This is a genomic window from Myceligenerans crystallogenes (genome assembly GCF_039529775.1).
GTDB classification, from domain to species: domain Bacteria; phylum Actinomycetota; class Actinomycetes; order Actinomycetales; family Cellulomonadaceae; genus Myceligenerans; species Myceligenerans crystallogenes.
Genome location: NZ_BAAANL010000006.1, coordinates 208,080 through 228,302 on the forward strand (window position 1 = coordinate 208,080; position 20,223 = coordinate 228,302).

Annotated in this window: 20 protein-coding genes; 9 read left to right on the forward strand and 11 right to left on the reverse strand. The window is 69.2% G+C overall.

Annotation, left to right across the window (positions count from 1 at the left end; genetic code table 11):
* Positions 1 to 38: 38 nt before the first annotated feature.
* Positions 39 to 776: an SDR family oxidoreductase gene (locus ABD208_RS15505; RefSeq protein WP_344104557.1), complete on the reverse strand. Its 738-nt coding sequence runs from the start codon at positions 774 to 776 to the stop codon at positions 39 to 41.
* Between the two features lie 189 nt (positions 777 to 965).
* Between ABD208_RS15505 and ABD208_RS15510 the strand changes: the two genes are divergently transcribed.
* The 6 genes from ABD208_RS15510 (at position 966) to ABD208_RS15535 (ending at position 7,580) form a co-directional block, all read left to right on the forward strand.
* Positions 966 to 1,865, forward strand: a complete 900-nt coding sequence (locus tag ABD208_RS15510) for an aminoglycoside phosphotransferase family protein (protein WP_344104559.1) — start codon at positions 966 to 968, stop codon at positions 1,863 to 1,865.
* A 157-nt stretch (positions 1,866 to 2,022) separates the two neighbouring features.
* Positions 2,023 to 2,421, forward strand: a complete 399-nt coding sequence (locus tag ABD208_RS15515; RefSeq protein ID WP_344104561.1) for a (deoxy)nucleoside triphosphate pyrophosphohydrolase — start codon at positions 2,023 to 2,025, stop codon at positions 2,419 to 2,421.
* A complete protein-coding gene (locus ABD208_RS15520) occupies positions 2,418 to 5,423 on the forward strand; it encodes a DUF3427 domain-containing protein (RefSeq protein WP_344104563.1) in 3,006 nt (1,001 codons plus the stop codon). Before ABD208_RS15515 ends, ABD208_RS15520 begins: the two co-directional genes overlap by 4 nt.
* Before the next feature lie 717 nt (positions 5,424 to 6,140).
* Positions 6,141 to 6,830, forward strand: coding sequence for a hypothetical protein (locus ABD208_RS15525; RefSeq protein ID WP_344104565.1), 690 nt, complete (start codon positions 6,141 to 6,143; stop codon positions 6,828 to 6,830).
* A complete protein-coding gene (locus ABD208_RS15530; RefSeq protein WP_344104567.1) occupies positions 6,827 to 7,189 on the forward strand; it encodes a signal peptidase I in 363 nt (120 codons plus the stop codon). The genes ABD208_RS15525 and ABD208_RS15530 overlap by 4 nt, the downstream gene beginning before the upstream one ends.
* Positions 7,190 to 7,220: 31 nt before the next feature.
* Positions 7,221 to 7,580, forward strand: a complete 360-nt coding sequence (locus ABD208_RS15535; RefSeq protein WP_344104570.1) for a flavoprotein — start codon at positions 7,221 to 7,223, stop codon at positions 7,578 to 7,580.
* Positions 7,581 to 7,878: 298 nt separating this feature from the next.
* On the opposite strand, the gene ABD208_RS15540 is transcribed toward ABD208_RS15535, so the two are convergent.
* Entirely contained in the window at positions 7,879 to 9,408 is a 1,530-nt protein-coding gene (locus ABD208_RS15540; protein WP_344104572.1) for a hypothetical protein, read from the reverse strand.
* A gap of 121 nt (positions 9,409 to 9,529) precedes the next feature.
* Here ABD208_RS15540 and ABD208_RS15545 point away from each other — a divergent pair, with 121 nt between their 5' ends.
* Positions 9,530 to 10,147 (forward strand): DUF4291 domain-containing protein, encoded by a 618-nt coding sequence (locus ABD208_RS15545; protein WP_344104574.1) that lies wholly within the window; start codon positions 9,530 to 9,532, stop codon positions 10,145 to 10,147.
* 178 nt (positions 10,148 to 10,325) lie between these two features.
* Here the strand turns inward: ABD208_RS15545 and ABD208_RS15550 are convergent, their stop codons facing one another.
* The 7 genes from ABD208_RS15550 to ABD208_RS15580 all read right to left on the reverse strand — a co-directional run bounded on the left by ABD208_RS15550 (position 10,326) and on the right by ABD208_RS15580 (position 16,020).
* Entirely contained in the window at positions 10,326 to 10,895 is a 570-nt protein-coding gene (locus tag ABD208_RS15550) for a hypothetical protein (protein WP_344104576.1), read from the reverse strand.
* Positions 10,896 to 11,089: 194 nt separating this feature from the next.
* Positions 11,090 to 11,989 (reverse strand): DNA-processing protein DprA, encoded by a 900-nt coding sequence (locus ABD208_RS15555; protein ID WP_344104578.1) that lies wholly within the window; start codon positions 11,987 to 11,989, stop codon positions 11,090 to 11,092.
* 1,129 nt (positions 11,990 to 13,118) lie between these two features.
* Entirely contained in the window at positions 13,119 to 13,535 is a 417-nt protein-coding gene (locus ABD208_RS15560; protein ID WP_344104580.1) for a VOC family protein, read from the reverse strand.
* Complete coding sequence (locus ABD208_RS15565) at positions 13,535 to 14,107, reverse strand: YcxB family protein (protein WP_344104581.1); 573 nt, start codon at positions 14,105 to 14,107, stop codon at positions 13,535 to 13,537. The genes ABD208_RS15560 and ABD208_RS15565 overlap by 1 nt, the downstream gene beginning before the upstream one ends.
* A gap of 68 nt (positions 14,108 to 14,175) precedes the next feature.
* Positions 14,176 to 14,877, reverse strand: a complete 702-nt coding sequence (locus ABD208_RS15570; protein ID WP_344104583.1) for a cation efflux transmembrane domain-containing protein — start codon at positions 14,875 to 14,877, stop codon at positions 14,176 to 14,178.
* Entirely contained in the window at positions 14,874 to 15,275 is a 402-nt protein-coding gene (gene cmtR, locus ABD208_RS15575; RefSeq protein WP_344104585.1) for a Cd(II)/Pb(II)-sensing metalloregulatory transcriptional regulator CmtR, read from the reverse strand. Before cmtR ends, ABD208_RS15570 begins: the two co-directional genes overlap by 4 nt.
* A gap of 25 nt (positions 15,276 to 15,300) precedes the next feature.
* On the reverse strand, positions 15,301 to 16,020 hold the full coding sequence (locus ABD208_RS15580; RefSeq protein ID WP_344104587.1) for a hypothetical protein: 720 nt from the start codon (positions 16,018 to 16,020) through the stop codon (positions 15,301 to 15,303).
* An 88-nt stretch (positions 16,021 to 16,108) separates the two neighbouring features.
* Between ABD208_RS15580 and ABD208_RS15585 the strand changes: the two genes are divergently transcribed.
* Positions 16,109 to 16,831: a TetR/AcrR family transcriptional regulator gene (locus tag ABD208_RS15585; protein ID WP_344104590.1), complete on the forward strand. Its 723-nt coding sequence runs from the start codon at positions 16,109 to 16,111 to the stop codon at positions 16,829 to 16,831.
* Between the two features lie 19 nt (positions 16,832 to 16,850).
* Here the strand turns inward: ABD208_RS15585 and ABD208_RS15590 are convergent, their stop codons facing one another.
* Positions 16,851 to 17,450, reverse strand: a complete 600-nt coding sequence (locus tag ABD208_RS15590) for a TetR/AcrR family transcriptional regulator (RefSeq protein WP_344104592.1) — start codon at positions 17,448 to 17,450, stop codon at positions 16,851 to 16,853.
* Between the two features lie 110 nt (positions 17,451 to 17,560).
* On the opposite strand from ABD208_RS15590, the gene ABD208_RS15595 reads away from it, so the two are divergent.
* Positions 17,561 to 19,048: an FAD-dependent oxidoreductase gene (locus tag ABD208_RS15595; protein ID WP_344104595.1), complete on the forward strand. Its 1,488-nt coding sequence runs from the start codon at positions 17,561 to 17,563 to the stop codon at positions 19,046 to 19,048.
* 17 nt (positions 19,049 to 19,065) lie between these two features.
* On the opposite strand, the gene ABD208_RS15600 is transcribed toward ABD208_RS15595, so the two are convergent.
* Positions 19,066 to 20,187 carry an App1 family protein phosphatidate phosphatase gene (locus ABD208_RS15600; protein ID WP_344104598.1) on the reverse strand — a complete coding sequence of 374 codons (1,122 nt, stop codon included), beginning with the start codon at positions 20,185 to 20,187 and terminating at the stop codon, positions 19,066 to 19,068.
* Between the last annotated feature and the right edge of the window lie 36 nt (positions 20,188 to 20,223).

The following is a 20,223-nucleotide window of genomic DNA, read 5'->3' on the forward strand; positions in this document are numbered from 1 at the left end:
GCGGTCGCTCCACTAAAGGAAGCGCCGCCCGGCGCCGCTCACCAGCGCACGGGGCCGGCCGCGTCGATGAAGGTGCCTGACGGGTCGGCCGCGTCGAGGGTAGCGGCGCGGTGGACGACGTCGGCGGCCTCGTCGGGCGTGACCGGCGCCTGCTCGCGGTTCCCGGGCGCGAGATCGGTCTGGACCCAGCCGGGGCACACCGACGTCACCTTGATCGGCGTGTCGGCGAGCGCCTTGGCGAGCACGATCGTGATCGCGTTGAGCGCCGCCTTGGACGACTGGTAGGCCGGGACCACCATGCCGTACCAGGGGGAATCCGGGTCGGTCTGGTGCGCGAGCGATCCGACGGCGCTCGAGACGTTCACGATCCGGCCGGCCGGGCTCTTGCGGAGCAGGGGCAGAAAGGCCTCGACGACGGCGACCGGGCCGAGGACGTTCGTGGCGTACGTCTGCTCGAACATCCGCAGGTCAAGGACCTCCTTCGGGGAGGTGTTCGTCGCCTCCGGGAGGATGCCCGCGTTGTTGACGAGGACGTCGAGGCGGCCGAATCGCTCGGCGACCTGGGCGGCGGCTGCCGCCACCGACGCGGGATCGGTCACGTCCATCGTGAGGCTGGTGGCATGGAGCCCTTCGGCGGCGAGCTTCCCGGCGGCTTCCGCACCGGCGTCGGCGTTCCGGGCCGCGACGACGACGTGATGGTCACCCTCACGTCCCAGACGCCGGGCCGTGGCCAGCCCGATTCCCTTGTTGGCACCGGTGACGAGCGCGATCTTCACTTCAGGTCCTTTCGTGACGGTCCGCGGCAGCCCAGGTCGAGCGGCCGCAGGAACGATCACACCAAAGGGCCTGGTCGAACTCCGGCGGGAATCGGCCGACGCATCTGGGGCCCGGCGGCGGGCGTAGTGGCGGAGGCGGCGGCGAGAAATCCTTTGCCCGGACCCGTCGGTCCATTCGATTCTTGGGCCATGCCGATGCACGACGACGAAGTCGCCTCCGACCCTGGCCTGGTGCGTGAGCTCGTCGCCGCGCAGTTCCCGCGCCTCGCGGACCTGCCCGTCACCGCGGGACCGGCGGGTGGCACCGATCATCGTCTCTTTCGGCTCGGTGCCGAGTTCCTGGTCCGGATGCCCAAGGTCGCCTGGGCCGCCGATCAGGCGACGTCCGACTGGCGCTGGCTCCCCCGGCTCGCCCCGCATCTGCCGGTCGCGGTGCCGGCCCCGCTCGCCGTCGGCGAGCCGGGCCTCGGCTATCCGTTCCGCTGGTCGGTGGTGCCGTGGCTACCCGGGCGTCCACCGACGCCATCGGGCGACGACCCGATCGCCGTTGCGACGCAGCTCGGCGGATTCGTGGCGGCGCTGCGCGCCGTGGCTCCGGCGGACGGACCGTTGAAGGCCGACGACGCCCGCGGTGGGCTGCTCGGCTGCCGGGACGAGGAGGTCGTGCGGGCGATCGAGGAGTGTGGGGACCGGATCGATCAGCGGGCGGTGCTGCGGGTGTGGCGGGATGCGGTGTCGGCGGCGCCGCCTGCGGTACGGAGCTGGATCCACGGGGATCTGCTGCCCGGGAACATGCTCGTCGATGACGGCAGGCTGACCGGCGTCATCGACTGGGGTGCGGTGGGGGTGGGTGATTCTGCGGTTGATCTGTGGCCTGCGTGGACGCATGGGTGGGACGACGGGGCGCGGGGTGCGTTCCGGGAGATCGCTACCGACGGGATGGCCGACGTTGACGACGCGTGGCAGCGGGCGCGGGGGTGGGTGGTGGTGATGTGCGCTGTTGCGATTCCGTACTACTGGGAGACGTTTCCGGAGTTCGCGCGGGCCAGTCAGGAGCGGCTCGCGGGGCTCGTCACAACCGAGAGCTGAACTGGACGGCGCGACCCTTCCTCGACCCGACTCACGCACGACACACCAGAGGCAGCATGGCGGCTGGTGAGACGCATTCACCCGTCGCCTGGTCACCATCGGTGCAGGTGACGCCCTAAGCTGACCGGGATCGATGACGAACTGATCCGGGGGCAGTATGAAGAAGCAAGTCGCGGTCGTTGGCGCGGTAATCGTGCGAGACGGTCTCATCCTCTGTGCGCAACGTGGTCCACAAGGGACGCTCGCTGGCCTCTGGGAGTTCCCCGGCGGCAAGATCGAGCCCGGCGAGACAGCCAGGCAGGCGCTTGAGCGCGAAATTCGAGAAGAGCTGCGCTGCACTGTCGAGGTCGGCGACGAGGTCGTCACAGTCGCGCATGAGTACGACTTCGCCGTGGTTGACCTCACGACGCTGTGGTGCACGCTGATCGATGGCGCCCCACAGCTCACCGAGCACGCGGACGTGCGGTGGCTGCCGTCGTCAGAACTCGACTCTCTGGAGTGGGCTCCGGCAGACATCCCCACCGTGAAGCAGATCATGAACGACTTCGCCGCATGAACCCAGATAACCCGGAATTGGCCTGGGGGACAGACGGATTCACGCAGGACCTCCAGTATGGCTACCTCGGTCCCATCGATTCAGCGCCGCAAAAGCACAACCCAAAGCTCATTCTGAACACCCCCGGCACGTCGGTGCTTCGGATCCTTCGCGAACAGATCGCCAAGTGTGAGGAGTTTACCTTCTCTGTGGCGTTCGTGACGCCCCGAGCGATCGCCCTGCTGAAGCAGGAACTGGCAGAATTTGAGGGCGAGGGGCGCATCATCACCTCGAACTACCTGGGCTTCAACTCGCCAGAGGCGTTCGCCGAACTGTACAACCTGACCCGGCTGAAGATCGACGTTCGCCTCCATGGGGCCGAGGCGTTCCATCCAAAAGGCTACATTTTCGAGCACGCTCGGACCGTCACCACCATGGTCGGCAGTTCGAATCTGACGGAGAGTGCACTCGTCAAGAATCATGAGTGGAACCTCAAAGTCTCTGCGCTCCGTGAAAGTGACCTCGGGCGCCAGCTTGCGACGCTGGTGCAGGATCAGGTCAGAGATTCTGTGCCCCTCAGCCGTGAGTGGATCACCAAGTATGCGGAAACCTATGTTCCGCCGCACGCTCGACCCAAGCGACTCGCGCCGTTCATGCCAGTGCCCTCGCAGACAGAACCATTCACACCGTATGACGTCGTCGAGCCCGACCCGGACGCGGTCGAAGCTACGGTGGGCGCCGTCGAGCAGACAATTACAGCAGTGCTGCCGCCCACCATCACCCCGAATCGGATGCAGCAGGACGCACTCAATCAAATTGCCCTCGCTCGATCCGGAAGCGCGCCGCGCGCTCTGATCATTTCCGCAACAGGCACCGGAAAGACGATCCTGTCCGCCCTCGACGTCCGGGCCGTGGATCCCCAGCGACTGCTGTTCGTCGTCCACCGCGAGCAGATCCTGGACCGGACGATAGTCGAGTACCAGCGAGTACTCGGTGGGGATGTCTCGGACTACGGAAAGTTCAGTGGCAGCCAGAAGCGCCCTAACGCTCGGTACATCTTCGCCACCGTGCAGACGTTGTCTCGGCCCGGTGCCTTGGAAACGTTCGACCGCGACTCATTCGATTACGTCGTCTTCGACGAGGCCCATCGGTGTGGATCTCCCTCCCACCGGCGAGTCCTTGACTACTTCACCCCGGCGTTTACGCTCGGCATGACGGCAACACCCGAGCGCAGCGACGGGTTCAACGTCTTCGAGCTGTTCAACTACGTGGTCCCGTACGAGATCCGGCTCCAGCACGCTCTCGAAGAGGACATGCTGGCCCCGTTCCACTACTACGGGATCACGGACGCCACCTTCGATGATGGCACGACGGTCACCGCAGAGACCGGACTGCCTCACCTGATCTCCCCAGCACGGGTTGCGCACCTCATCGATAAGCTCGAGCTGTATGGCCAAGCCGGAGTCAAGCCCTGCGGCCTCATCTTTTGTAGCAGCGTCGACGAAGCCCACGCCCTCTCGGACGCGCTTAACGAAGAGCTCCTGCATGAAAAGCCACTCCGAACCGTCGCCCTGAGCGGCAGGGACTCGACCGAGCGCCGTGAGCAGATGGTCGAACGTCTCGTCGCCGGGGATCTTGACTACATCCTCACCGTCGACGTCTTCAACGAAGGCGTCGATATCCCGCCGGTCAACCAAGTCGTCATGCTGCGCCAGACCCAGTCCGCAATCGTCTTCGTCCAGCAGCTAGGCCGCGGGCTACGCAAGGCACCCGGCAAGGACTACCTCGTCGTCATCGACTTCATCGGCAACTACGCCACCAACTACCTGATCCCGATCGCCCTCTTCGGCGATAACTCGCTGAACAAAGAGTCACTCCGACAGGAACTCATCGCCGCCGAGGAATCTGGAGTCCTGCCCGGGCTGTCGAGCGTCCGATTCGACAAGCTCGCACAGGAACGCGTCCTGACCTCGATCTCCACGACGAACCTCGTCACGAAACGCAAGCTGCGCGACGCTGTCGTCGCGATGCAGAATCGAGTAGGCGGTGTCCCGCGACTCTGGGATTTCTATCGCTTCGAGTCGGCAGACCCCGTGGTGCTCGCAACCATCGACGGCACCTATCCACGGCTGCTGAAGTCACTTCTCAGGGTCAACGTGAACCTCACACCTGCCGAGGACCGCGCGCTCCAGGTCTTCTCCCAGGAAGTCCTCGCCTCTAAGCGACCGCACGAATTCGTTCTGCTAAAGGGTCTACTCCGAGAAGGCACCCTCTCGTGGGCACGCATCGAGGCACTTCTGCGTGAAACTAACTTGCCAACATCGGACCAAATTGTGCGGAGCGTCGCCGACAGCCTCACACTCGACACACACCACAGCGCGGATCTGAAGAAGTACGGCGATCCCCCAGTCAACCGAACGGATGCTGGCATCGCCCTCGCGCCAGAAGTCCTCAATGCCTACCGCGCTTCATCGACCTTCTCGGAAGAGGTCGATGACCTCCTCAAAACTGGCTCTACCCTCGTTCGCGACAGATACGATCCCTCCAAGCCATTCACTCGCGGTCTCCAATACACGCGCGACGACGTAGCCCGCATGCTGTGCCTCCCACGCGCGTGGAAGTCGATCTTCATGGGTTACAAGGCCGACCTCGACTCAGGCGCGTGCCCAGTCTTCGTCACCCTGCACAAGGCCTCGGACATCACCGCCACTACGGCTTACGAAGACCAAATTCTCGACCCAACAACGATGCTCTGGTACACGAGGAACCGAACCACCCTCAACGGCGATCAGGAAGCTGCCATCGTCGCTAACGAGGTGGAGATCCATGTTTTCGTCAAGAAGGACGACACTGAGGGCCGGAACTACTACTACCTCGGCCGAGCCCATGCCCATGACGCTGAGCAGACGACCATGGCTGGCAAGGATGGGAAGCGGGCCTCTGTGGTTCGGATGCACCTCCGTTTTGAGGTCCCCATTGATGCTGGTCTTTACGACTACTTCCACCCTACGATTACGAGCTGAGAACGATGAACATCGCAATGCAGATGCAATTGGGCACTGTTGGTGAGTGGGTCAGCGGCTTGGGATCACTTCTGGCCGTGGTAGTCGCAGTGCTGCTTTACTCGTTTGAACGCAGGGATCGTCAGGCTGCAGAACAACGAGAGCAGGCTATGCACGATCGCGAGCACGCTCGTCAAGATACCTTGGATCGCGACCGAAGGGAGGCTCAAGCTAGAAGCGTAGCCGCCTGGCAGCACTCGCGCCTCGGGAACGTAAGCGAACTTGACGCTGATAACGGGCTTCCACCGCTCGAAATCCGGATCCTGAGTATCGTCAACGGGTCGGCCCAGCCCGTCTTCAACGTCCGGGTCCAACTTTGGGGAAGCCCACCGAACCAGGCCACTCGTAGTCCGCTACGAACGCTTGACGCGCTCGGTCCCGGAGAACGTGACGACCATGAGCCTCGCAATCATCCAGGCCACCTTGGAGAAATCGTCGTCCAATTCACTGACACCGCTGACTCGCATTGGGAGCGGCGCCAGAACGGTGGCCTTCGGCAGATCAGCGATCGCGAAAGATGGCCTCTGTAGCAAGCAACTGATCGGATCACAGGTCAGCTAGTTTCTACAGAATAACAAATCAGGTTGTTGAGACCGACGAAAGTCCGTCCGGTGGCGCCAGCAATCTGCTGTGCCTGCGCCCCTCCTAAGCAGGCGATGACGGCGTACTCTGTGTTTGGTGCGGTTTCCCGTAACGGAAACTCGTACGACTGAGGTCGGCTCGCGGCTCTGCGTCGGTGGAGCACTTGCGCTCACAGCAATCGCCCGGCCGAAGTCCTCGCGAGGAGGCAACGACTATCTCCTGCTCGTCCAGGAGCGCTCGGACAAGGTTCTCAACGCACGACGCCAGCTCGCGGTCATCCCTAAGGGCTTCCACGGTCCCCTGAACGACGTCGCCGGCGACGCGACGATTGGCGCGACGATCATGCGTGAACTGGAGGAAGAGCTCTTCGGGCGGAAGGATGTCGACTCCACGATCGGCGAATCCCGGCACGCCGACCCGATGCATCCCGACCACCTGTCCGCGCCGATGGCCTGGCTCACCAGACACGACGGCGGGCAGACCTGGCGGACGGAATGCACCGGTATCGGGTTCAACATGGTCAACGGGAACTACGAGTTCGCCGGTCTCATCGTCATTGAGGACGAGACATGGTGGGAGCAGTTCGGCGGGCAGATTGAAGCCAACTGGGAGTCACACGCCCTACGACGCTACTCCTCGAAGGACGCCTTGGTCGTGGATACACTCGCGCACGACCCGTCATGGAGCGGCGAAGGACTGTTCGCGCTGCTTCAAGGCATCCGCCGCCTGCACCGGACCGGTGACGACCGTATCGACCTACCAATGATCGAGCTGGAGCCGCGATGAGTGACAACTGGTACTCGGGAAACGCCAACGACGACGCCGACCAGCACCGCGGCTGGCTCCTCGGTCACTTCATCGCACCCCAGACACCCGGTTCGACCGTCCGGCAGTCCGACCACCTCGAGGTCAAGTGGGGCATCCACCCCGCCGGACAACAACGGCCCGAATGGACCGCGGACGACCAACGCACCACGATGCTCCTGCTCGTATCCGGCCGCTTCCGTCTCGACCTCACGACGGGCTCCACCGTCCTGGAACGCCAAGGCGATTACGTCGTCTGGGGACCGGGCATCGACCACTCATGGCAAGCCGAGAAGGACTCTGTCGTCGTCACGGTGCGCTGGCCGTCGCTCGCCGGCTGACTGCGATCGCTCGCCCGGTACGCTCACGTCTATGGGCCGAGGCGTTCTGTACGTCGCCGTGTGCGCAGCCGGTGCGACAAGACTGGTGCCGTCAAGATTCCTGCCGATGGCCGCAGACCGTGGCTGGGACGTGCACGTCCTGGCCACAGCGCAAACCGCTGAGATCTTCCCCAACGTGATGCGGCAGATCGAGGTGACGACCGGGCGCCCGGTGCGAACCGACTTCCACACGACCGTGGGCTATTCACTCCCGGATCCGGATGCTGTCATGCTCGCACCGGCCTCCTATAACACGGTGACGAAGCTCGCTCTGGGCATCGCGGACACCTACGTGCTGACCCGTCTGACGGAACAGGTCGGCAGGCGGATTCCGATCGTCGTCGGCCCGTAGGTCAACGAGAAGTTCGCGAAGCACCCGACCTACGCCGCGACCCTTGAGCGCCTGCGAAGCTGGGGTCTGCACGTCGTGATCGGTCCGGACGAGCCTCATCAGTCTGGCGACGCTGCCGCTGAGACCTTCCCTTGGAACGAGCTCCTGAACGCGCTCGAGCCAGACGCAGCCTGAGGAGCCGCAGCGTATTCAGTCGTCGTGACGAATCCTGACCGAGACGCCCGGTTCAAGTGGCGCAATCCTGTGTCGTTCCGTGGCAAGGCCGCGCGCTCCACCGAGCGCACGGCCCAAACGCCGCTCACGGGTTCGAGTACATACAAACCTCCACCCGATCGAACCGCCGCTCCGCCAGGTCCTCCCGCGTGATCGTCCAGTACACCGACGCCATCGGCAGCCCGTCCCACTGCGCCAGCAGCACCCAGTCCCCCGGCTCGGACCGCCCGGTCTGCTCGTGAAGCGCGGCCGACCTCGCCGCCGGGTCGCCCCACCCCTCGTGGTCGAACGCGTGGCCGCCGAGACGCCACTCCCCGCTGCCACCCGCCGGTCCGACGGTGTCCGGGATGCCGTCCCACACATACATGATCTCCTCGGCCCGCGGGTGCACGGCCCGGAGTTCCTTCGTGACGTCCGGCAGCGTGTACCCGTGGCCCACCCGCAGCTCGCCCGCGCGGCGCAGGTCCTCGTCAAGGTCTTCGGGCGTGTCGTACTCGTACGGCTCCCAGTCGTAGTTCGTCTGGCGTTCGACGACCGGCGCACCCGCCGGCACGTACACCGCCGACCCCTCCGGGTAGATCTCCAGGTCGGGGTTGGCGCACAGCAGCAGGTGCCCGTCCGGCGGGAGCGGGAGGTCGGTGGCCCCCGGCGGGATCGCCGACAGGTCGATCGTCGCCAGGAGCTGGTGCTCCCGGACGTCGCCGTCGTCGTGCACGGTGGCGGGCACCGACGCGTCCGCCGGCAGCATCAGCGGGCTGCCCAGCCGCGCCGCGACCGGCCCGTCCCACCCGGCCCCGAGCCGCACGTCAGGCCGCGCGAGCGCGAGCCAGCGCTCGACGTCGGCCCGCGGGATCCCCTGCAGGGTCGATTCCTGCAGGAACAGGTCGATGTGCCCGACGACGGCGCGCGGCAGCCCCCGGACGGGTCCCGGCACCGCGGCGGGCAGTTCCCAGCCGGGCTCCGGCGCGGGGACATCAGTGTCGCCCAGCGCAGCCAGCCACTCCGCGGCCGACGCCCGCACGGAGGCGTCGTCGTCGGACAGGCCCTTCCGCGCGAGCTCGGCGGCGCGCGGATGCGTGGCCAGCGCACGCCGTGCGGCGTGACGGTACCGGGTGCGCCCGACGGCGAGGGCGGTGAGCCTGGCGACGAGCGCCTCCGGGGCCACCGGGAACTGCTCGAGGACGGTCAGGGCGACCGCGGGGCTGTCGACCCAGCGGTCGTAGTCGAGATAGCCGAGCGGGCCGGGCTCCGGGCGGAGGCCCGGGGCCCCGGTGGGATAGCCGTCGACGTCGTCGCCCAGGAACTCCGCGAGGAGGTCCGGGCGCTCGGCGAACAGTGGCCACCAGCGGTGGGCGTGCTCGGCGGCCCGCGCGCCGCCGGCGGGGGTCCGCAGGTGGCCGGCGACGCGGCGATCGGCGTCGTCGTCCGCTGCGTCCTCGGCGAGGACGTCGCGGAGGATGCGGACGTCGGACAAACGCGGGAGCAGGCCGTCCAGGCGATCGTGGAACTGACGGTCCTGGCCGCGGGTCTCGGCCGCATGGGTGCGGAGTTCCGCCACGAGGTCCTGGGCGGGCGGGTCGTACGGCGGGACGGCGGCCTGGGGAGGTGCGTGCATAGGAGCACGATAGAGACATCGTCCCCGGCCGCGAGGTTCGCGCGCCGAGCGCTCCGCCGGCCGGCGAACTCCGGGGGAAATCGATGGCGCCCGGCCCCGGCCCATCGCTACCGTCGCGCCCGTGCCAGACATTCCGCAGCGGCAGGTCCGTGCCGTGTTCGACGACACCACAATCGTCGTCTACCAGGCCTACCCGCCCGAGATCGCCGGGGCCGCGGTCGCGGCGGGCACGTTCGTCGCGCCGTTCAAGCGCGAGCGGATGACATGGATCAAGCCGTCGTTCCTCTGGATGATGTACCGCTCCGGCTGGGCGTCCAAGCCCGGGCAGGAGCGCGTCCTGGCGGTCCGCATCACACGCGACGGCTTCCACGAGGCCCTCGCCGGCGCGTGCCTGTCCCACTTCGACCGCACGATGTACGACGACGCCGCGGCCTGGGAAGCCCGCAAGCGCGAGACCGAGGTGCGCGTGCAGTGGGACCCGGAGCGGACGCCGTCCGGCGCGCCGCTCCCCCACCGGTCGCTGCAGGTCGGGCTGAGCGGGAGCGCCGTCGACGCCTACGTGAGCCGCTGGATCGTCGGCATCGAGGACATCACCGACGACGTCCGCGACTGGCGCGCCCTGCTCTCGACGGACCCCGGCGTCGTCGGGGCGATGCTCCCGCCCGAGCTGCCGTACCCGCTGCCGGACGACGTCGCCGGCATCGTCGGCGCGACCCCTGCCCCAGCGTCGGGTCGATGAGGTCCAGTTCCGGGCGTGGGCCGTTCTGCTCGGCTGAACCGCGCGCCACCGCAAGCATGCCGGGACCTCCGAACGGCAGCAGCGTGCCGTCCACATCCAGGAACAGCACGGGGCGGGATAGGTCCGGCACGCACCGCACGATAGCGGAAGCATCAGGACGGAACCCGCTGCACAGCACCTACGGGCGTAACGGATCTGGGCACGCACCGCCGGTCCACGGGCACTTGACCGGGTCGAACGCCGGGCGCCCGTGGGTCTTGAGGAACCGGCTGGTGGCTCCGTAGCCCGGATCGAGGATGCGAGCCACCGTGAAGACGGACACCTCGACCGCGCCGGCCCGCTTGAGGGCAGCGGCCGCAGATTGTGCGTTCGACCCGCTCACCCAGGAATCATCCACGAGCAACACGTGCTGCGGGACGTCTGCCGATTTGACGACGAAATTCTCCGGCCGCAGGCGACGCCTCTGGAAGTCTGGCGAAACCGCGAGCCGCACCTCGCCGTCAGGTCGCCGCGCGATACTCCTGACGATCTCGCCGAGCCGGGTGCGTCCTTTCGACGACGGCAGGACGGCCCACCCGATCGACCTTCCGGACAAGTTCATGACGCACTCGATATGTCCGCGGAGCCCGAGTGCGACCAGCATCTCCATCACGCGCTTGACCTCGCGGCCAGGGTTCGAGCTCTTGTACTGGTGAACCACCTTGTAGCTCTGCGAGTCGTACTCCTCGGCGTAGACGAGCACGCCCACGCGGTCAGCCAGCGGCACCCCGGACCTCGCGTGCTGCTCGCACTCGTGGCACCTGACGTCGACGGAGTGGTTGAGCGGCTTGGCGCATACCGAGCAGGTCTTTCGCGTCTCGAAGACGGCATTCTGGAGATGTCTGCCGTGCGCCGTGCGCAGGTAGTCCGCGACGGGTTCGACCGTCTCCGGGATCCGGCGGCTCACGCACTCATCAGGGCAGCAAGCGCCTTGTCCGCTCTCTTCGGCTGCTCACGGATGTCGTGGACCGCCTCACCGAGCTCATCAAGCGAGGACACGACGTAGACGCCCGGCTGCCCGTTGAGTTCCGCGCCCCAGGTGGTCGTCCTGACGACGGAATCGGTCAGAATGACAGGCCGTCCGTGCTGTCCTGCCAGACGAGCCTGGATCCTCGTCCCGCTGTGCTCGTTCGCCTCGACGACGATCGTGGCCAGCCCGTACCCGGACATCGAAGCGTTCCGCATGGGGAACGACTGCTTGGACGGCGCAGCCTCGGGGAAGAACTGGGACAACACGAGCCCTCGCTCGGCGATCTCGCGCTGCAGTGCCGCGTTGGCAGCCGGGTAGGACTTGGTGATGCCCGTACCGATGAAGGCCACGGTCCGTCCTCCTGCATCCAGAGCAGCGCGGTGCGCAGCGGTGTCGACCCCGGCCGCAAGGCCACTGATCACGGTCAGTTCCTGCGAGACCAAGAACTCGGCGATCCGAGCCGCCAGCCGGATCCCTTCCGCGGACGCTCCGCGCGAACCGACGACAGACATCCCTGGGTCGTCACTTCGGAGCGCACCCTCGAAGAACAGGAAGGGCGGCGTCTCACGGATGTCGAGGAGCTGCTGGGGGTATCGGGCGTCGAGCACGGTAACCAGCCGAAGACCACGGGCAGTCCACGACTCCAGTTCGGCCCGCGCTCGCTCCAGACCGTCGTCGGCCGGGCCAAGATCGAACAGGGCTTCGTCGGACTGCCCGCGCACTGCAACGGCACTACCTTCGAGCACCACGGTCGACGCGATATGACCCCAGCTCTTCTTGCGCTCATGCAGGAGCGCAAGAAGAGCTACGGTCTCATCATCGTTGGGTACCATGGGTCCACCTTAGGGGTGACGAAGCCAAGCTACAGCGGACCATTGCCAAGAGAGCTCCGGACCGTTACCGAACTGTTGTTCGGTTGTGTACCCCACACCTCCCAAGGTCGAACAGCGGCGTGCGCACCATGGCGTCATCGACGATATGGGCCCCAAAATTATCGGAACGCACCTGCCTGCCGATCGTCAACGCGATCGGAGGCTTCCCACCTGCCGCGACGATCTCTCGCCCCGCCGATCGCAGCGTGCTACCACTGGTGAACGTGTCATCAACGAGCAATACACGCTTGCCAACCAGTGACGCACTGTTAGGCACAATACGGAAGAGGCCATCGATCGGGTCGGCCCGATGCGACCGGGCCCGGACGGGCTCCGTCTTCTCCAAGAGCGTAAAGGTCCAGCGATCTGCAACCGCGCGTGGCACACAGTCTACGAGGTGCTTGAGATGATCCCAGCCATCGCGAGTCTCCGGGTGAGATGGAAGAGGTGTTATGAAGTCGATGCGCCCCCAAACACGTTCCATACATAGTAAGTGCATACGAAGAAACTCATGGAGCAGCGATCCTAACGGCAGATTGAGCCACCTATTCACGGGGCCGTCGTTCTTGGCGTACCAGATCGCAGACTCAAGACGGTCATGCGTGCTGTACGAAATCGCCAACACCCCATCGAGCACGCCGTATTCATTACAGTTGTAGCAGCGAGGCCACCGGACCTTCCGCAACTCAACCACCTTACGGCCAGCACTATCCTCCACCAATAGCGGCAACTCGGATCGGACTCCCGTACCGCCCCAGCAGGTATCACAGACGCCACCTGGAATGTCTGGACGCACGTCCAGCAGGAGACCTTCGGCCCTCACCCACTCGACCCAATCAGCCGTCGACCAGCCCTGGCTCGAAGCCGGGCGCACGAACGTTCTGTACATCATTGCCTTCTTCCATGTTGGAACGGAACAAAATATTCCTCGATTGGCTGGGTGGAGAAATTACCATAGCAAACCCAGCAGCTTTGACCGATTGCGCCAGAAACATCGCATGAGCCAATCGCTACGGAGCGCCGTAAAAGCGCTACAAACAGCAATTGAGTAGCAGCTTGGTACTGCACGCGACAACGGCCAAGAGTCGGTTCACTCCGGCAGCACCAGCTGCCCGATGGCGTCCGGGTTCCACGCGACCTCCCAGCGGAAGCCGTCCGGGTCCGCGAAGTAGCCGGTGTAGCCGCCCCAGGAACGGTCCTGCGGGGCGTGGACGACAGCGCCCGCGCGCCCGGCGAGTTCCAGCGCGGCGTCGACGTCGGCGCGGGTGGGGACGTTGTGGGCGAGCGTGAAGGGCGGGGCGCCGTCGCCGCGGGCGATGGGGCCGACCTCGTCCTCGAACGCGGCGGCGTCCCACAGGGAGAGGACGACGCGCTCGCCGACCTGGATCATGACGACGTCGCCGTCCGCCTCGAACGCCGGGTGCCAGCCCAGCCCGTCGACGTAGAAGCGCCGGGAGGCCGCGAGGTCCCGGACGGCGAGCGTGACGAAGCTGAGGCGCTGGTCCATCACCCGACCGTACGCTCCGCCGGCCGTCGTCGGCCGTCGACCTGCGACACCTTCTCCCGGATCAGCTGCCGGACGGCCGCATGTTCCTCGACGCGGAACGCCCGCTTCGGCATCATCAGCCGGATGGCGACCAGGCCGGTCGACAGGTCGAGGTGAAAGGCGGTGTCCGTCTCCTTCGCGCGGCGGATGGCGGTCCAGGCGATCTCCTGCGAGCTGCTCACGCCCGCACTGGCGACGTGCGTGCCGGTGAGCCGCAGACTGGTGTGCTCACGCAGCACGGCGGCCCGCCAGAGCATCGCCGCCATCCAGCGCGTGTACCCGAAGCAGAGGCCCGCGAACGCGGCGGTCACCACGGTCAGCACGAGCGGCTCGGTATCCCCCGACGTGGCGCACAGGGCGATCAGGACGAGGCACAGCACCACCATGACCGTCCCGATCACGGGCATCGCCCTCGTCGTCGGCATCAGGCGCACGTACTCGCGGTAGTCGTCCCGGACCGGCTGGTACGACCCCTCGATCAGGGTGTCCGAGGGCGGCACAGCGGCCTGGGCAGGGGCGTCGTCGTCGCGCATGAGGCGTCATCCTGCCGTGGAACCCGACGACGGGACAAACCGTCCGGCACGGAGGCCGCCGGGCGATCTCACCTCGCGCAGCAGCCGTCGGCGCAGCCCTCGGCGGGCCCGGCGCCGTCACCGTCGTCGTGGTCGTGGTCAAGGAGCTGCGCCACGGGCGTGCAGCAGGCGTCGCCGTTCCACGCCTCGAGGCCTTCCCGGACCGCGACGGCCGCGATGACCAGGGCGGCCAGCGGATCGGCCCACCACCAGCCGAACAGGCTGTTGAGCAGGAGCCCCGCCAGGAGCACCCCGGAGAGCCAGGCGCACAGCAGGGTCTGCCGGGAGTCCGCGACCGCCGAGGCGGACCCGAGTTCGCGGCCGGTCCGGCGTTCGATCCAGGACAGGGCCGGCATCACGACGACGCTCACCCCCGCGAGGACGAGCCCGGTCGTCGAGTGCTCCGCGCGCTCGGCGCCGATCAGCGTGCGCACGGACTCCACGGTGACGAACGCGGCCAGGGCGAAGAAGGCGAACGCGATGACCCGCATCGCGGTCCTCTCCCGGGCCTCGGGGTCACGGCCCGCGAACTGCCAGGCCACGGCCGCGGCCGACAGCACCTCGACGACCGAGTCGAGGCCGAACCCGATCAGCGCCGCCGAACCCGCGGCTCGCCCGGCCCAGATCGCGACGACCGCCTCGATCACGTTGTAGGCGATCGTGGCCAGCACCACCAGCCGGATCCGGCGGCGCAGCACCTCCCGCCGGGCCGTGGTCAGCACCGCGTTCACCGGCCGGCCTCCCCGTTCGTGGTCACGCCCGTGGCGGACGTCGCCGTCAGGCACGCTCCGGCGCAGCCCGGGTTCGGGCAGGCCCCCTCGATGCACTCGGCGTCGTCGTCGACCGCGAGCGTCACGTCGATCAGGAGCAGCAGGGCACGGGTGAGGCGCGGGTCGGCGATCTCGTACCGCGTCCGGCGGCCCTGCGGCTCGGCCGCCACGATCCCGCAGTCCCGCAGGCAGGTCAGGTGGTTCGAGACGTTCGAGCGGGTCAGCCCCAGCTCGTCCGCCAGCGCGCCCGGGAACCCCGGCCCCTGCAGCAGCGAGAGCAGGATCCGCGACCGGGTCGGATCCGCCATCGCGCGGCCGAGGCGGTTCATCACGTCGAGCCGCGAGGCAATGGTCAGCATCCACTGACCATACAGTCTCCGCTGATCAGTTGTCCGCCCGGCCCCGGGACCCGGACACGGCGCCCGGGCCGACGCGGCCCGCCAGCAGCAGCGCGCCGAGCGCCAGCAGCCACAGGCTCCAGAGGATGTAGCCCGCGAAGTTGACCAGGTCCGCGGGCTCCCAGCCGAGCGGGACGAGCAGCCCGGCGAGGATCGGCGGGACGCAGGCCAGGCCGGCCACCCGCGACCAGGCAGGCAGCGCCCGCCCCAGGGCGAGGACCGTGGCGGCCGTCCAGCCCGCGGTCAGGACGTAGCCCAGCGACTCCCCCACGAGCTGACCCGCCACCAGGTTCAGGAGCGCGAACCGATCGGCGGCGGCGGTCACCTCGGCCGCGGTCGCGCCCGGCGCCGAGGCCGCCGCGGCCAGCGACGGGACCAGCAACGGCCAGCGCAGCAGGCCCGCCACCTGCACGGCGCTCGCGGCGACGCCGAGGCCGAGCGCCCACCGGGACCACCGCCCCGGCCCCGCAACCCGCGCGAGGTCGAACGCCGCCGGGCCGATGAGGCCCGCCCCGAGCGCGAGCAGCGCGAACAGGCCGCCGATCGCGACGGGCTGGGCGGCGAAGTCACGCAGCACGCCGGCGGGCGGACGCTGCAGGACGTCGGGGTAGCCGAACACGACGGACAGCCCGGCGAACGCGAGGTTCGCCAGCAGCGCGCCGGAGATCAGCAGGACACCGGCGCGGCGCGCCCGGGGATCAGCCATAGGAAGCCCTCTCTGTACGGTGTGCAGAGATAATTCTGCACACCGTACAGAGAGCGCGTCAAGGGTGCGGCCCCTACGCTGTGCGGTGATGGACGCTCCCGGACCGCCCCGCCCCGGACCACGGCGGACGCTCACCGAGCAGGACCTGCTCGACGCCGCCTTCCGCCTGCTCGACCGCGGCGGCCCGCGCGCGCTGTCGGTGCGGGCGCTCGCCTCGGAGGTCGGGCTGACCCCGAACGCCGTCTACACCTACTTCCCCACCAAGGACGCCCTGGTCGCGGCGGTGACGGACACCCTGCTGGGGCGCGCGCCCGTCGCCGTCCTCACCGACGCGGGCCGGCCGTGGCGCGACCGCGTCATCGCGTTCGCGCTCGGCCTGCGCTCGCTGCTGCTGGACCACCCCGGCACCGTCCCGCTGCTGCTCGCCTCGGGTTTCCGCGGGCCGCACGCCCTCGCCGTCGGCGAGGGCCTGCTCGCCGCGCTCGGCGACGGCGGTCTCGTGCCCGACGACGCCGCCCGCGCCTCCTACGCGCTCACCACCCACCTGCTGGGCACCGTGGCGCTGGACGTGGCGGAGCCGGATCCGGCCGAACCGGATGGCACCGGATCCCGCGGCACCGGAGCCGCCCGCGACGAGGAGGCCAGAGCCGCCCGGCGCACCCGGGAACTCCGGGCACTGCCCGCCGACGCCGCGCCCCGTACCGTCGCGGCAGCCGCCGCCGTCGGCGCCTACAACACGACCACGCAGTACCGCTGGGGTCTCGAGCGGCTGCTGGACGGGGTCTGCGGCGACGCCGCGAGCGACTCGTAGCGCAACGCCCCGGGCCGGGTCACCCCGCGAGGTAGCGCTGCACGGCCGGCGCGACCCAGCGGACGACGTCGTCCCGGCTCATCGCGACCGCGGGCTCGAAGCGCAGCACGAGACGCGTCAGGGCCAGGCCCAGGAGGTGGGAGGCCACCAGCGCCGCGCGCGCCGGGGCGTCGTCGGGCACCTCCCCCGCCGAGCCCGCCGGCCCGGCAATCCGCGCCAGCGGCGCGACCTGCTCGGCGAAGACCTGCTGCATCCGCGCCGCCCCGGCCGGGTTCGTCACGCCGACGCGCAGCATCGCGACGAGGACGGCGCTCGCCGGGCCCGTCTCCCACAGGTCGAGGAAATGACGCACGAGCGTGGCCCCGAGCTCGTCGCGCGGCACGCCGGTGAGGTCCGGCAGGCGCAGGTCGACGTCGACCGCCGCCGCGAACAGACCCTCCTTCGACCCGAAGTAGCGGATCACCATGGACGGGTCGATGCGGGCCTCCTGCGCGATGGCGCGCACGGTGGCTCGCTCGTAGCCGTCGGCGGCGAACCGCTCGCGCGCGGCGGCGAGGATCGCGGCGCGGGTGGCGTCGCCGCGGCGGGCGGGGGTCGCGGGTGCGGTCGTCTCCGGCATGCCAACAAGTGTAGGCCAACAAGTGTTGACACTGGTCGCGCCAGCCTCCTACCGTTGTGTCAACAGACGTTGGCCAACAAACGTTGGCCTCGGAGCGAAAGGGAATCGCCATGAGCGAGAGCACCACCCGCACCGACACCGCGGGCCGGCCCGGCCCGGCCACCGAGACCGACGTCGTGGTCGTCGGCGCCGGCCCCACCGGCCTGCTCCTCGCGGGCGACCTGGCGGCGGCGGGCGTCCGGGTGACGGTCGTCGAGCGACGGCCCGAGGGCATCAGCAACCTGTCCCGCGCGTTCGCCGTGCACGCCCGCACCCTCGAGCAGCTCGACGCCCGCGGCCTCGCCGACCAGGTCCTGGCCACCGGCGCCCGCCTCGACACGCTGCGCCTGCTGGACACGCTGGTGCTCGACCTCGGCCACCTGCCCTCGCGCTACCCGTACCTGCTGGTCACGCCGCAGTACGAGGTCGAGCGCGCCCTGCTGGAGCGCGCCCGCGCCGCGGGCGTCACCTTCCGCCACGACGCGGAGGTGACGGCGCTGGCCCAGGACGACGACGGCGTCACGCTGACCCTGACCACGCCGGGCGGCCCCGCCACGCTCCGCGCCGCGTACGCCGTCGGCTGCGACGGGCACCGGTCGGCCGTGCGCGAGCTCGCCGGGCTGCCGTTCCCGGGCCAGGCGGTCATCCGCTCGATGGTCCTGGCCGACGTACGCCTGAGCGAGCCCCCGCAGAGCGTCCTGACGGTGTCCACCCGCGGCGACGTGTTCTGCTTCCTCGCCCCGTTCGGCGACGGCTACCACCGGGTGATCGGCTGGCACTGGGGCCAGGACGTCCCCGAGGACACGCCGCTCGACCTGCCGGAAGTGCGTGAGCTGATGCGGCTCGCCTTCGGGACCGACCACGGCCTTCTCGACGCCCGCTGGACCTCACGCTTCCACTCCGACGAACGGCAGGCGCCGCACTACCGCGTGGGCCGCGTGCTCATCGCGGGCGACGCCGCCCACGTCCACTCCCCCGCCGGCGGCCAGGGCATGAACACCGGCCTGCAGGACGCCGCCAACCTGTCGTGGAAGCTGGCCGCCGTGGTCCGCGGCGACGTCACCGGCTCCGCCGCCGACGCCCTCCTGGACACCTACGAGTCCGAGCGGCACCCGATCGGCCGCCTCGTGCTGCGCGGCAGCGGCGCCCTGGTCCGCGCGGCGAGCTCGCGGGGCGTCGCGGGACGCGTTTTCTCCCTGTTCGCCGGTCAGGTCGTGGACCGCCTCGCCCCGATGAAGCGCCGCGCCACCAGCATCATCTCCGGGGTGGGGCTGCGGTACGGGCGGCCGCGCGGCGCGCACCCGCTGACCGGCCGCCGGGCCGGGGATCTCCCCCTGGTCGCGGGCCCGGCGGGCACGCGCCTCTACGAGGCGCTGCGGGAGGGACGCCCGGTCCTCGTCCTGCCCGAGGGAGCCGACGACGCCGCGGCCCCCGCCGGCATCGCCGACCCGGTCGTCGCCGCTGCCCTCGCCGCCGGCCCGGCGACCGTGCGCCGCGCCGACGGCGGGACGACGACGCTGCTGGTCCGCCCCGACGGCTACATCGCCTGGGCGCGCTGACCCGCGCCCGGCAGCGCTCAGCCCGCTTCGTCGCCCGGCAGCACCTCCGGCGCCCTCGCGGCCAGCCCGTCCGCGAGGGCGAAGCCGTCCCCCGCCCCGACGTACGGCACCTCGCCGGAGGCGCGGTCGCCCTGCGCACGGGTCGCCGCCGGCGTCGTGGCGCCGCTCGCGAGCACCTGCTGCGCGGTGGTGAGCTCACGGATCGCGACGGCGGCCACGCGGCCGGGCCGGCGCCGGGTGGCGCGCGCGTAGATCTCCGGGTCGTGCTGGCCGTCGTCGCCCACCAGCAGCCACCGGGTCCGGGGGAACTCCCGCATCAGCCGGGCGAGGCAGGCGTCCTTGTGGTGCGGCCCGGAGCGGAACCAGCCGGTGTTGGTGGGGCCCCAGTCGGTCAGGAGCAGCGGCCCGGCCGGGTAGCCGTGCCGGGCGAGGAACGCGCGCAGGGTGCGCGCGGTGTTCCAGGCCCCGGTCGACACGTAGAAGAACGGCGCGCCGGGGTGAGCCGCGGCGAGCCGCCGGTAGAGCTCCGGCATCCCCTCGACCGCGCGGCGCGCCGAGGTGTGCCGCACGAACGTGTTCCACGCCGCGAGGAACAGCCGCGGGACGGCCGTGACCATCGTGGTGTCGTCGATGTCGCTCACCACGCCCAGCGGGGTCGCGGCGTCGACGAGCAGGACGGGCGCCGCCACGGCGGCACCGGGCACCCCCGCGGGGGCGAGGGTCGCCTCGTGAGCGCCGGGGGCGAGCGCGACGCCGTCCGGGAGGTCGAGATCGACGTCGATGTAGCCGCCGCGATCGGCGACGACGTCGACGGCGGTCCCGGCGAACCGGATGCGGACCGCCTCGCGCGGGGCCTGGGCCGTGAGGTAGCTGCGGAACCCGCGGCGGTCGGGGACCGGCTCCGGGAGGCCGGCGGTCGCCGGGCCGCGGTGCGGCGGTGCGAGCACGACGCGGGCGAGCACGCGGACCCGGTTCGGGACGCCGGGCCCGACCGCCCCGTAGCCGATGAAGGGCTCGACCCGCGGGCGCCAGCCGGCCCGCCGCAGGAGCGAGCTCTGGGCGGCGACCAGCCTGTCCTCGAACCACGCGGCGAAGTGGGGACGCTGGCTCGGGTGCCTGGTGGTGGTCGCCTCTGTCATGGCACCAGCGTGCCCGGCCGCGCGGCGGGCGGCCCG

Excerpts from the sequence above, each read along its gene's own strand:
- ABD208_RS15530 (WP_344104567.1), top strand. The coding sequence starts at position 6,827 with ATGAGTGACAACTGGTACTCGGGAAACGCCAACGACGACGCCGACCAG.
- cmtR (WP_344104585.1), bottom strand. The coding sequence starts at position 15,275 with ATGCTGACCATTGCCTCGCGGCTCGACGTGATGAACCGCCTCGGCCGC.
- ABD208_RS15515 (WP_344104561.1), top strand. The coding sequence starts at position 2,023 with ATGAAGAAGCAAGTCGCGGTCGTTGGCGCGGTAATCGTGCGAGACGGT.
- ABD208_RS15540 (WP_344104572.1), bottom strand. The coding sequence starts at position 9,408 with ATGCACGCACCTCCCCAGGCCGCCGTCCCGCCGTACGACCCGCCCGCC.
- ABD208_RS15595 (WP_344104595.1), top strand. The coding sequence starts at position 17,561 with ATGAGCGAGAGCACCACCCGCACCGACACCGCGGGCCGGCCCGGCCCG.
- ABD208_RS15510 (WP_344104559.1), top strand. The coding sequence starts at position 966 with ATGCCGATGCACGACGACGAAGTCGCCTCCGACCCTGGCCTGGTGCGT.
- ABD208_RS15590 (WP_344104592.1), bottom strand. The coding sequence starts at position 17,450 with ATGCCGGAGACGACCGCACCCGCGACCCCCGCCCGCCGCGGCGACGCC.
- ABD208_RS15555 (WP_344104578.1), bottom strand. The coding sequence starts at position 11,989 with ATGGTACCCAACGATGATGAGACCGTAGCTCTTCTTGCGCTCCTGCAT.
- ABD208_RS15600 (WP_344104598.1), bottom strand. The coding sequence starts at position 20,187 with ATGACAGAGGCGACCACCACCAGGCACCCGAGCCAGCGTCCCCACTTC.
- ABD208_RS15520 (WP_344104563.1), top strand. The coding sequence starts at position 2,418 with ATGAACCCAGATAACCCGGAATTGGCCTGGGGGACAGACGGATTCACG.
- ABD208_RS15585 (WP_344104590.1), top strand. The coding sequence starts at position 16,109 with ATGGACGCTCCCGGACCGCCCCGCCCCGGACCACGGCGGACGCTCACC.
- ABD208_RS15580 (WP_344104587.1), bottom strand. The coding sequence starts at position 16,020 with ATGGCTGATCCCCGGGCGCGCCGCGCCGGTGTCCTGCTGATCTCCGGC.
- ABD208_RS15535 (WP_344104570.1), top strand. The coding sequence starts at position 7,221 with ATGGGCCGAGGCGTTCTGTACGTCGCCGTGTGCGCAGCCGGTGCGACA.
- ABD208_RS15560 (WP_344104580.1), bottom strand. The coding sequence starts at position 13,535 with ATGGACCAGCGCCTCAGCTTCGTCACGCTCGCCGTCCGGGACCTCGCG.
- ABD208_RS15565 (WP_344104581.1), bottom strand. The coding sequence starts at position 14,107 with ATGCGCGACGACGACGCCCCTGCCCAGGCCGCTGTGCCGCCCTCGGAC.